The organism is Lysinibacillus sp. TE18511 (assembly GCF_054062295.1).
The window spans coordinates 76,693-89,464 of sequence record NZ_JBSSFD010000002.1 but is presented as its reverse complement, the minus strand read 5'-3'; the positions used below and the strand labels follow the sequence as shown (position 1 = coordinate 89,464).

At 37.3% G+C, this 12,772-nt stretch carries 9 protein-coding genes; 5 read left to right on the top strand and 4 right to left on the bottom strand.

The annotated features are described in order from the left end of the window. Positions 1-88: 88 nt before the first annotated feature. The 3 genes from ACVWXS_RS01810 to ACVWXS_RS01800 form a co-directional block, all read right to left on the bottom strand. Positions 89-2,203 carry an MMPL family transporter gene (locus tag ACVWXS_RS01810; protein ID WP_456955608.1) on the bottom strand — a complete coding sequence of 705 codons (2,115 nt, stop codon included), beginning with the start codon at positions 2,201-2,203 and terminating at the stop codon, positions 89-91. Positions 2,204-2,381: 178 nt separating this feature from the next. Continuing rightward, positions 2,382-3,398 (bottom strand): anion permease, encoded by a 1,017-nt coding sequence (locus ACVWXS_RS01805; protein ID WP_456955606.1) that lies wholly within the window; start codon positions 3,396-3,398, stop codon positions 2,382-2,384. A 20-nt stretch (positions 3,399-3,418) separates the two neighbouring features. Further along, a complete protein-coding gene (locus ACVWXS_RS01800) occupies positions 3,419-4,039 on the bottom strand; it encodes a DUF47 domain-containing protein (protein WP_456955604.1) in 621 nt (206 codons plus the stop codon). Between the two features lie 416 nt (positions 4,040-4,455). Here ACVWXS_RS01800 and ACVWXS_RS01795 point away from each other — a divergent pair, with 416 nt between their 5' ends. Together ACVWXS_RS01795 and ACVWXS_RS01790 are read left to right on the top strand one after the other, a co-directional pair. Further along, complete coding sequence (locus tag ACVWXS_RS01795; protein WP_456955870.1) at positions 4,456-5,142, top strand: ABC transporter ATP-binding protein; 687 nt, start codon at positions 4,456-4,458, stop codon at positions 5,140-5,142. Between the two features lies 1 nt (position 5,143). Further along, positions 5,144-6,460: an ABC transporter permease gene (locus ACVWXS_RS01790; RefSeq protein ID WP_456955602.1), complete on the top strand. Its 1,317-nt coding sequence runs from the start codon at positions 5,144-5,146 to the stop codon at positions 6,458-6,460. Positions 6,461-6,579: 119 nt separating this feature from the next. Here the strand turns inward: ACVWXS_RS01790 and ACVWXS_RS01785 are convergent, their stop codons facing one another. Then, positions 6,580-7,740 (bottom strand): class I SAM-dependent methyltransferase, encoded by a 1,161-nt coding sequence (locus tag ACVWXS_RS01785; protein WP_456955600.1) that lies wholly within the window; start codon positions 7,738-7,740, stop codon positions 6,580-6,582. A gap of 181 nt (positions 7,741-7,921) precedes the next feature. On the opposite strand from ACVWXS_RS01785, the gene putP reads away from it, so the two are divergent. From putP to ACVWXS_RS01770, 3 genes are all read left to right on the top strand, one after another. Continuing rightward, positions 7,922-9,406 carry a sodium/proline symporter PutP gene (putP, locus tag ACVWXS_RS01780; protein WP_456955598.1) on the top strand — a complete coding sequence of 495 codons (1,485 nt, stop codon included), beginning with the start codon at positions 7,922-7,924 and terminating at the stop codon, positions 9,404-9,406. 163 nt (positions 9,407-9,569) lie between these two features. Then, positions 9,570-10,856, top strand: coding sequence for a GTPase HflX (hflX, locus tag ACVWXS_RS01775; RefSeq protein WP_368637566.1), 1,287 nt, complete (start codon positions 9,570-9,572; stop codon positions 10,854-10,856). 410 nt (positions 10,857-11,266) lie between these two features. Next, a complete protein-coding gene (locus tag ACVWXS_RS01770; RefSeq protein ID WP_456955596.1) occupies positions 11,267-12,754 on the top strand; it encodes a peptide MFS transporter in 1,488 nt (495 codons plus the stop codon). The last annotated feature ends 18 nt before the right edge of the window (positions 12,755-12,772 follow it).

The window sequence follows — 12,772 nt, the reverse complement described above, 5'->3', positions numbered from 1 at the left end:
GAGTGAGGGAGAGCTCACGGAAGGTTGCGGATTTTTTTACTTCTTTCAGTCGACTTCGGACGTAATTATGCCAAGCTATAATTGATCTCTATCTATTCTGTTTCTTCGCAAAGGGTAGCCACCAATTCCAATCCCCGAGGAGCTTCATAAGACTTGGTACGAGCATTAGACGAATAATAGTGGCATCGATGGCAACTGCAATGGCTATACCAACACCAATTTGCTTCACTGGCATCACATCTGTGAAAGCGAATGCCCCTGTTATGACAATCATAATAAGCGCTGCTGACGTAATGATACGACTTGTAGAGGTTAGACCATCAATCGTAGCACGTGTATTATCCGCATCTTTTTGATATTCCTCTTGAATACGTGATATTAAAAAGACTTCATAGTCCATACTTAAGCCGAATACAAGGCAAAATACAATGACTGGAATTATGAGTACAATCGTACCAGCTTCAATTCCTAAATGTCCGTATTGGAAAATATAGACGAGAATACCGAAGGCCGATGAAAGTCCAATGATATTCATAATAATCGCTTTCAGTGGGATTAAAATCGAACGGAAAGCGAGCATTAAAATAAAGAATGTTGATATGATAATAATGGTTACGGCCAAGAAAATTTTACTAGAGATTTCATCAAAAATTTCTTGGTTGAATTTCGCAGGACCGCCGAGTGCAAAATTGACACCTAAATCTTGATCTTTCCAAGTTCGAGCGAATTTTTGAGCGGTAGTTGATGAACCAGCTGCATCCAATGTAATTGGGATAAAGAGTTGATTGCCCTTAGAAAACGTATCTTGAATTGGTTTTAATTGTTCTGCCACTTGTGGAATTTCCAAAGAAGCAGTTAGTTCCTCGGGTGACTTAATGTTCGCAGTCGTATAAATGGTTGATACATCATTTACCAGTGGGTCATCGAGTAACTTTTCTTGAATAGTGTAAATAAGCTCACGTGCCTCACTATCTTCCCAGCCTTCCTTACGTTCTGCTAGTAAATATAAAGTGGAGGTATCACCAAGTCCAAACGTTTCATCTAATTTATCATAAGCTGCACGTGCCTCATATTTTGTCGGTAATGAATCCACCTGAGGAATTGTAAGTTTAATATCCTTCAATGGAATCATACCAATACCTAGTAATAATAATGCTGCAATAACGATGGTAACGGGATGTTTCATAACAAAACCTGCAAAGCCACGCCAACGATTTGCACCATCAGGCTTTACACGTAATAATCGCCATTTATTTAGGCGGTCCCCTAGTAGTGTCATAGTAGCAGGAAGCAAGGTTAAGCCAGAAAGTACGGCAAGTAATACAACAATGGTACCTCCTAAAGCGATATTGTGAAATATTTCGACGTCAATGACAATCATGGCACCTAAACCGATCATGACGCACACAGCAGAAAAGATGATAGAACGACCAGCTGTCTGAATAGCCGTTTGAATAGCTTGTACAATGGATGTATGGGCACGTTCTTCGCGATATCGGTTAATAAACAATAAGGCGAAATCAATGCTTAATGCTAGTCCAAGCATTGGTACTATATTTAACACAAAAATCGATAAATTCACATTACCGCTAAGCAGTGTTAAAATTCCGAACGCAGTGACAACAGTGACAACACCAATAATGATCGGTAAGATTGAGGCTACAACAGTACCAAAAGCTAGTAATAGCACTATGATAGCGATTGGTAAGCCAATTGCTTCCGCTGACGCCAAATCCTTTTGACTGGCTGTATTGATGTCCTCTGAAATAACAGGCCCACCTGTAATGCTCACTCCATCATCCTCTATTAAAGAACGGATGTCCTTCACTACATCAGGTAGATTTTCAACATCATTTTTAATATGAACCATGGCATAGGCTATACCATTCTTTTGTAAAGAGGGATCATCAAGCGGTGACTGGATTGAATGAATCTCCTTTACTTTTTCTAACTTTTTTAAAGTATCTTGAATTTTCTTATCCTCGGCCGGATCAAATACGACTAAGATTGTATCAGAAGGCAAATCAAATGTTTCTGCCAGCTCATTTGTGACGTAGGTATGATCTCCCTCAACAAAAAAGCCGTCTCCTTGAAGTTTGCTTGGAAGTTGCATGGCAAACATAGCCATCGCTATAAAAATGACGAACCATATTGCCACGATAGCTTTTGCGTGAGCTGTAATAAAGGCTGAAAAAGTTTTCATAGTAGTGTACGATCCTCCTTATAAATAGTGTAAAGGATGTGTCACATTTTGTCGTGTGATAATGTAAAGACTCCTGTCCGACAAGGAACAGGAGTCTTAGTATGCGATCAAAATCAATTATGCCTTGGCGTAATTCCGTGACTTCCGCCAGAGGCTTTAACTTCTTTCAGGAATGAAGTTAAAAGAATAAAGATAACAAAAAGTAAATAACAGTTGCCATAACGGCTGAAATTGGCATTGTAATAATCCAAGTAGTTACGATTTTACGTGCCATTCCCCAGTTTACACCACGAACACGTTGTGCCGAGCCGACACCCATGATAGAGGAAGAAATAACGTGTGTTGTGGATACCGGCAGGTGAATTAATGTAGCACCGAAGATAACTGAGGCAGAAGCTAAATCTGCTGCTACCCCATTTACAGGACGGATTTTCATGATTTTACCGCCGACTGTTTTAATAATTTTATAGCCACCGATAGAGGTACCAAGCCCCATTGCAGTTGCTGCTGATGCTCGTACCCAAAAAGGAATTTCATCTCCTGTATGCAAACCGGCCGCGATTAATGCCATTGTCATAATCCCCATTGCTTTTTGCGCATCGTTTGTACCATGTGTAAAAGATTGAATGGCAGCAGTGAAAATTTGCATTGTACGGAAACCTTTATTCGTACGATATAAATTTAAGTTTTTAAACAATAATTTAAATAGTGTCATCATAATAAAACCAGCACAAATTGCAAGGATTGGAGATAGCACTAGTGCCATAATGATTTTAGTAAAACCGCTATAGTTTAGAACTCCGAAGCCGGAAGATGCAACTGCTGCACCAGCAATGGATCCAATCAGAGTGTGAGAAGAACTTGATGGAATACCGAAATACCATGTAAGTAAGTTCCATATAATAGCTGAAATTAATGCTGCTAAAATAACGACTGAGCCTGTCGTGTCTCCTGGAAAGGCATTTAAAGCGAATGGATCCACAATGTCTTTTGTTAGAGCCTTTGCAACACCGACGAAGGTAATCGCTCCGATAAAGTTCATCGTTGCAGCCAGCAAGATGGCTACACGAGGTTTCAATGCTCTAGTGGAAACTGAAGTTGCGATAGCATTTGCTGTATCGTGGAAGCCATTGATAAAGTCAAATGTTAGGGCAAAGATAACGACCAGTACGGTTAGAATAATGATTGTGTTCATTGTAAGTGCCCATCTCCTAATTACGCATTACGCATGATAATTGTTTCCATTGTATTTGCAACGTTTTGGCAATGATCAGCGATATCTTCAAGTTGCTCATATATATCTTTATATTTAATAAGTCGAATTGGATCTTTTTCATTTACAAATAATTTTTTAATAGATGAACGTTGTACTTCATCACATTCACGTTCATAGTCCTTAATAAGGATTGCGTGTGGGCGCATGCCAATAAGATTCTTTTTCTTTAACTCTTCTGTTGCTTTAACAATTTCATCAGCACTTTTTGAAATATAGCCTAAGAAAGTACGCATTGATTCATCAACTTCTGTTAGGGAAAACATTTCAAAATGAGCGATACAATGCTCTGTACCATCTAATACATCGTCCATACGAATAGCAAATTCGAGAATATCTTCGCGTTCGATAGGTGTCATAAATGATTTGTTTAGCATCACGATCAGTTCATGAATAAGTTTATCACCAGCTGTTTCGTAATTTTTCATAGTAATGCTAATCTCTTTTAGGTCAGCTACACTGTTAATACGAAAATCATTTGCGTAATGTACGGCCTCTCTCATATTCTCAGCAATTTTATGCAAAGCTATAAAGAAAGGGTCTTGTTTTTTTGAGTTAAGCATGTAAATCGAATCCTCCTGGATATAAATAAATTAGCCTCTAAACTTTACTATCATAACAAAATCTTTAATTTTTCTACATAAAATTCATCTAATCTACACAAAACTTTACATTCCTGTAATATACAAATTGTTCACAAAATAATGAAAGTATCTCTGTGTTTATTTTTATTAATACAGATAAACACTTTAAAAATAGTGTTTTTAAAGATTTATACCTGCTGTTTAATACAAAAATAATACTATCTGGACATAATATTTAGAAAACATATTAAATGAATTGTAAAGAGAATGTAAAGGTGTCGTTTTACTAAAAGTTTTCCCTTTTTCTTAAGAATATCTTCATTTTTATCCTTCAACTTTATTAAGAATTCTTGACTACAATGGAGAAAGTATGAGAAAGGGGCGTTTATTTGAAAATGATTCAAGTCGAGAACTTACAACATACATTTTTAATAGGAAAAAAAGGCAAGGAAAAACAGGTTCCGGTATTAAAAGGTGTCAACTTCGAGGTGAAAAAAGGGGAGATTGTCGCAATTGTTGGTAAAAGTGGCTCTGGAAAATCAACTTTATTACAAACGTTAGCTGGATTTATGAAGGCTGAACAAGGGTCTATTAAGATAAACGGAAAGGAAATAGCTAATCTCACGGAAGCGGAGAGTGCAGCTTTTCGCTTGCGACAGTTTGGATTTATCTTCCAAAACTTTCAACTGATGCCTGGCTTAACGGCGTTTGAAAATATAGAATTGCCATTAAAATTACAGGGTACTAAGAAAGCTGTGCGTAAAGCAAAGGTGCAAAAAATAATGGACAAGGTGGGTCTAACAGAGGTGGCAGACCATTACCCAAATGAATTATCAGGTGGTCAGCAACAGCGTGTTAGTATTGCCAGAGCTCTGATTACAAATCCACCTATTTTATTGGCGGATGAGCCGACAGGAAGTCTTGATTCAGAAACAGAGCAAGATATATTGTTGCTTATTCAAAGTTTAAACCGTGAGCTTGGTTTAACATTTGTCATCATTACTCACGACGAGGAAGTAGCAACAATAGCACATCGACAATTCCGTATGTATGATGGTGAGCTTGTGAAGGAGGAAGCATAGCATGTTATTTAAAGATCAATTAGATTTTGTAACACAGCATATAAAGAAAAATAAAGTACGCGTTTTTATGACTGTGTTAGCAGCAACAATGGGCTGTGCATTTTTAATTGTCCTTGCATCAGTCGGATTTGGGCTTCAAGATTCATTGCGCAATGAAATACTATCGAATGAAAAAGTTACGAAAATTCAAGTGTTTGGCGATAAACAATTTACTGAAGATGAAATACATGAAATAAAAGGTATAGAGCATGTGGAAACGGTGCTGGAAACGATTACTGTCAATGCACCCGCACACTCATTTTTTGAGGGACGTGATACAAACTCTAATTTATACGTTACTAATATGCAGAATTTTGAGCAAGTGAATGGCAAACTTGCGGAAGGGAAGTATCCATCAAAGCCAAACGAAATCATTGTAGGTTATCATTTTGCTCAAACATTATTAAATGATGCTGAACGCAATATTATTGTTGAAAAAAATAAAAAAGCTGAAGCGGAAGGCACGTATTATGATGGCAATGAAGAAGGTTATAAGGATTCTTTAATTGGTAAAGAGATTGAAATGTCTTTAGTTCCTAATACGGGTACTGTAGAAGAGACAGAGAAGATGAAATATACAATTGTCGGTGTGATGGAGAAGCCTTCTAATGATTGGATGATAAATAACTCCGTTTATGTGAGTGTAGAGCAAAAGCCTGTGCTAGCTGCAAATTTAGTAGCAGGTGATGTTAAAGAGGATGAAATGTTTTATTCGGAGTTTAATATTTTTGCTGATAGTATGGAAAATGTTAAGCCGATATTAGACAAACTAAAAGACAAAGGTTATAGCGTATACTCGGTTACTGAAGAATTGGATCAAATGAATGTATTTTTCCTAGTGTTAAAAATCGGTTTAATATTTGTAGGAACAATTGCTGTATTAATCGCATCAATAGGTATTTTCAATACTATGACTATGGCAGTTACTGAGCGTACTCGTGAAATCGGTGTTTTAAAGGCAATCGGGGCAAGTCCGAAGCTTATTCAACGATTGTTCTTAATGGAAAGCACTTTCATCGGTATTGTGGGTACTTTGATCGCTGTAGCAATTTCGTATGTCATTAGCTTTGTGGCAAATGCTGCATTGCCTTTAATTCTTGAAGCAGCAACAGGTGAAGATGCTTTTAGTAAGAGTGATATTATATTTTCATTAATTCCGTGGCAGCTTGTTATTATTGCATCAGCGATTAGTATTGGTGTAGCGATGATTTCAGGCTATCGCCCAGCACGTAAGGCCACTAAAATTGACGTTATTCAAGCGTTACGACAAGAACTATAATTTGAAAGGGCAGTCCAGAAGTTTTGGACTGCCCTTTCAATTTGATTGAACAAAATTCAGAGATACTAGTGGCAAGGAGACGAATACCTGCGCTTCAATCACAAATATCTGTGAATATGTTACAAGTACTCTTGTAACTCATTTGCTAAAAATGGTGTAGCATTTAGTAACTTTAAAAATGCATCATAGTTAGCACGTTGTTCCACGCTTGGCTTTTTGCCTGTACGATATGCTCGGATTAGAATGTTTTTCGGTGTATTTTCCATATCAATAAATTCCAGCAATTGAGCCTCGTAGCCAACTAGTGATAAAATTTCTGCTCGGATTGCGTCGGTTGCGAGCGCTGCGAAACGTTCCCGTACTAGGCCGTGCTGAAGCATGATATCAAGTGCTGGTGCGTTAAGTTGGCGATTTAGCTCATGCTGGCAACAAGGAACACTTAAAATAACGCTCGCTCCCCATTTTACAGCGCGGGCTAATGCCATATCTGTAGCAACATCACAGGCGTGAAGCGTCACCACCATGTCCACAGCAGACTCATCATTGTAATCATTAATATCTCCTACTAGAAATTCGAGTTGCTCATAGCCTAAATCCTGTGCAATTCGTGAACATTCTTCTATGACTTCTTTCTTTAAATCTAAGCCAGTGACACGAATATCTAAGCCTTTTTCAACTTTTAAATAATGGTATAGGGCGAATGTTAAATAGGATTTGCCTGAGCCGAAATCTAAAATACGAACCTGACGATCCTTTGGTAAATATGTTAATGCATCATCTATAAATTCGATGAAGCGGTTAATTTGTTTAAATTTATCGTATTTTTGTTTTTTTACTTTTCCTTCTTCTGTTTGCACCCCAAGACGAATTAAAAAGGGGTATGGCTTATCTTCAGCTAGTAAATAGTTTTTCTTGCGATTATGTGCTAAGTTTACTTGCTTTGGAGCCGAGGATTCATCAGATTTCCATAGTACTTTGTTCTTTTTTGATAGTTGTACATGTACTTTTTCATCCATAAAATCAATATGTGCTTGACGGTAATCGTTAAAAATTGCTTCTAGCTTCGCAGGGAAATCTTCTAATAGAATGTTTTCGTGTTTTAAAATACGTTCAAATTGGTATTCAATTTGTATATGATAAACTTCCTTAAGCAATAGAGGCTTTAGTTTGATACGTTTTACTTCGTTTGATTTCATACGAGGTTGACTGATTGTAGCAGTAACGAGCTGCTGTTGTAAAATTAGCTCCATAAGCTGGGCTTTCATTTCTTCAAATGTCATACATTTCGCCTTCTTTATCGTGTAATAGATGGCACTAGTTTATCACATTTTATGCAGTACAATGTTACTTTACATTTCGGAATTAGTTTTCTAAATGATTATAGGTTGAATTGTCTATTTGTGGTATTTTTATTATAAGGTTTTTACTAAAGAAGACTAACTGGGAAAGAGGAGGAGAAATATGTCGGCAAACATGTATCAATTACTTGCGATTATTATTTATATGGTCGCTATGCTAGGGATCGGTTGGTATGCATTTATTAAAACATCGAATTTAACGGATTACATGCTTGGTGGGCGTTCGCTTGGTCCTGCTGTCACAGCGTTGAGCGCAGGTGCGGCAGATATGTCTGGCTGGTTGTTAATGGGTTTACCAGGTGCAATCTATTTAAATGGACTTGTTGAGGCCTGGATTGCCATTGGTTTAACAATTGGCGCTTATTTGAATTGGTTATTGGTAGCACCAAGGTTGCGTGTATATACACAAGTTTCTAATGACTCAATTACCATTCCGAGTTATTTAGATAATCGTTTACGTGACAATACAAAGTTAATAAGAATTGCGTCAGGTATTATTATTTTAATCTTTTTTACATTTTATGTTTCTTCAGGAATGGTAGCAGGAGGCAAGTTTTTCGATAGTTCCTTTGGATATGACTATCACACGGGCTTATTAATTGTATCTGGGGTTGTTGTGGCATATACATTATTTGGAGGATTTTTAGCGGTTAGTTATACAGACTTTTTACAAGGTCTAATTATGTTTTTAGCGCTTATTACTGTACCGTTATTCGGATTATTTTTAACAGGTGGAATTGGAGACACAATAGACTCCATTAAAATGGTGGATCCTCAACATTTGAGCTTATTACCTTCTACTGCAACAGCAGCAGTCGTTATTTCATCACTTGCATGGGGACTAGGTTATTTTGGACAACCACATATTATCGTACGCTTTATGGCCATTAGCTCAGTAAAAGAAACAAAGCAGGCTCGTCGTATCGGTATTGGTTGGATGATGTTAAGCCTATTAGGGGCACTTGCCACAGCTTTGGTAGGTGTTGCATATTTTGAGCAAAATGCAGGTGAGCTAAAGGACGCTGAGACAGTATTTATTGTGCTTGGTCAAATATTATTCCATCCATTTATTGCAGGCATCATGCTAGCTGCTATATTAGCCGCAGTAATGAGTACCATTTCATCACAATTAATTGTTACTTCGTCAGCGCTTGTAGAAGACATTTACAAAGCGTTGTTTAATAAAACAGCGGACGATAAGCATTATGTCTTTATTGGTCGTGTTGCTGTTTTAGTTGTAGCTATTGTCGCAGCGTTTTTAGCATGGAACCCAGACAGTTCTATTTTAAACTTAGTGGGCTTCGCTTGGGCTGGCTTCGGTGCGGCGTTCGGTCCTGTAATATTGCTGTCACTATATTGGAGAAAATTAACGAATTACGGAGCACTCAGTGGGATGGTGACAGGGGCTGCAACAGCTTTTATCTGGGGGAAAATTGACGTTTTATCAGATGCCTTATATGAGATTGTTCCAGGTTTCTTAGTGTGCTTAATCGTTGCGGTAGTTGTCAGTATTGTAACTTATAAACCGAATAAGGATATTGAAGATGAATTCAATCGTACTGAAGTATTACTAAAAGAAGAACGGTAGTAAATGAATGAGAATGCGCCTTTTGCTTAGGAGGGCGCATTTTTAGGTATGAACGTTAGTAAAAGCAAGAGTTAGCTTTTAAACGACGCGGATTAGTGCATTATATGGTAAGATGGAGAAAATTTGTCGTAGTAGTACTAAGGTATTGGTGGGAGGTTTGTGGATGGATAGAATTAAAGAAGTAGATATTTTATTGGAAAAAGCCATTTTGGTTGGCGTAAATTTACGGAATGATGAGCATTTTGATTATTCAATGGAAGAGCTAGAAAATTTAGCTGAAGCTTTAAATGTTGAAGTTGCTGGCATTATCACGCAAAACTTAGAGCGCATTACGCCATCTCATTATGTTGGTACTGGTAAAATTGAAGAAATAAAAAACTTTTATGATGAAGCACAAGCGAATTTAGTGATTTTTAATGATGAATTATCACCTTCACAAATCCGTAATTTAGAGCGTGATTTAGAGACGAAGGTTATTGATAGAACGATGTTGATTTTGGATATTTTTGGACGTCGTGCTAAAACACGTGAAGCACAGATGCAGGTCGAGTTAGCTCAATTGCAATATATGCTACCGCGATTAGTCGGCTTGCATGCGTCTCTCAGCCGTCAAGGTGGTGGCACAGGTGGTGGCTTTAAAAACCGTGGTGCTGGTGAAACAAAACTAGAACTAGACCGTCGAAAAATTGAGGATCAGATTGCGAAAATTAAGAAGGAGCTAGAGCATGTAAAGGAACAACGAGAGACGCAGCGTAAGCAACGACGCAAAAACGCTATCCCTGTCGTTTCCATTGTTGGTTATACGAATGCTGGTAAGTCAACTATTATGAATCAGCTACTTGCTAAGATAGGGCAAGAAGATCATAAACAAGTGTTTGAAAAGGATATGCTTTTTGCCACACTTGAAACATCTGTCCGTCAAATAGAATTGCCAGATAAAAAGACATTCTTATTAACAGATACAGTTGGTTTCGTCAGCAAACTACCACATCATCTAGTAAAGGCGTTCCGCTCAACATTAGAAGAAGCTCGCGATGCCGACTTATTACTACATGTTGTGGATGTTTCTAATTCTGAGCACGGCTTTATGATGGAAGTAACAAATGAAACGCTTAAAGCGGTTGGTGTTGAGGGGATTCCGACAATTTATGTATATAATAAAGCTGATATAGCAAACGTCCCATACCCTGTTGTCAGCGGTGATAATATTTGGATTTCAGCGAAGCAAGGGATTGGATTAGAGGAATTACTACAAATGATACGTCAGCATATTTTCTCTGATTATATAACATGTAAAATGCTTATTCCGTATGAACAAGGGAATATCGTATCTTATTTAAATGAACATGCCTCTGTCTATGAAACAGCATATGAAGAAAATGGTACGTTGCTAACACTAGAGGTAAAAGAAGCGGATTATGCAAAATATCAGCAATTTGTAATTAAATAACATTATTGTTCTAAAAGTATGCCAGAGGTACTTCGCTTCTAGCATGCTTTTTTTGTTAAAATGCGTCATCGTGAAAGCAGTTTTGTATCGCGGTACATGAAATTTTAGATAATCCTAGCTAGTTTGTTAAAAAAATAAAAAATCTGACTATAATATATTTTAGAATAATTTTTTGTGGGGTTTGTAATTTAGTGTGTATCGAGGAGTAAAAAACTTAGGAATATCAATGGTTTTGGTATAATTACAGAAAAATCATTCAGAATATATAGAAAAGTGATAAATTTTCAACATTTTTTAAAACTCTTGAAAAAGTTTTTAAAACACTTTAGTATGATGAAATAAAGTTTTTTATCCTTATCAATGGGTAATAATATTTTTATTAAATAATGAAATTGGGAGAGGATATTTTTATGTCTACTAAAGATGAAATTGTAAAATCCGTCCCTCAAAATGGCTTTGTCGGACACCCTAAAGGGCTCTTTACATTATTTTTCACAGAATTTTGGGAACGATTCTCATACTATGGTATGCGAGCAATTCTGATTTTCTTTATGTATTATGAATTGAATGAAGGCGGTCTAGGTCTGGATCGTGGAACAGCGAACTCCATTATGGCCATCTACGGCTCACTTGTTTATATGTCGGGAATAATTGGTGGCTGGATTGCCGATCGACTGTTAGGTACACGTAGAACTATTTTCTATGGTGGCGTGTTCATTATGATTGGTCATTTACTGCTAGCGTTACCTGGTGGCGTGGGCATGTTATTTGCGTCAATGGCCTTTATTGTCATCGGGACAGGCTTATTAAAACCGAATGTTTCTAGCGTTGTTGGAGATGTTTATGCTGAAACTGATAATCGTCGTGATGCAGGTTTTTCAATTTTCTATATGGGTATTAATATGGGGGCATTCATTGCACCATTTATTGTCGGAACAATTGGACAAAAGTATAGTTTCCACCTTGGCTTCGGTATGGCAGGGTTAGGGATGTTAATTGGTTTAATTGTTTATAAATTAACAGAGAAAAAATATTTAGGCAAAGCAGGCTTACAAGTAAACAATCCATTAAAGCCTGAAGAGCGAAAAAGAGTCTTTACACGATTCGGAATTGCTGCTTTACTGATCATCATCGTAGGTGGTATTGGCATCAAAACTGGTGTATTGACAGTGGATGTTTTTAGTTTAATCATTACGGCTCTTGGGGTTATCATTCCAACCGTGTTCTTTATTGTTATGTATCGCAGTGAAAAAACAACAAATGATGAGAAGTCTCGTCTACTTGCATATATTCCGTTGTTTTTATCAGCAGTGATGTTTTGGGCGATCCAGGAGCAGGGCGCTACAATTTTAGCTACGTATGCTGATTCACGTACACAGTTGAATGTTGGCGGCTTCCAGCTTCAATCTTCTTGGTTCCAATCATTAAACCCATTATTCGTCATTACGTTGGCGCCATTATTCGCAACGTTGTGGTTAAAATTGGGTGATAAACAACCATCTACACCACGTAAATTTGCATTTTCGTTATTCTTCGCAGGATTATCATTCTTAGTTATGATGATTCCAGCATATTTATCAGGTGGGGAAACTTTAGTAAGCCCATGGTGGTTAGTACTATCATTCTTCTTAGTTGTGATTGGGGAGCTATTATTATCTCCAGTGGGGTTATCAGCCACTACAAAATTGGCTCCAAAGGCTTTTGCTGCACAAACAATGTCACTATGGTTCTTAACAAGTGCCGCAGCGCAAGCTATTAACGCACAGCTTGTAAAGGTTTATGAAGCGGTAAGTGAATTCACGTACTTCGGCTTCTTAGGTTTCTTATCTATTGTTTTAGGGATTATAATCTTAATACTTTCGCCGATTATTTCAAAAGCTATGCGAGGTATTAACTAATTAAAAGGTGTGAATACA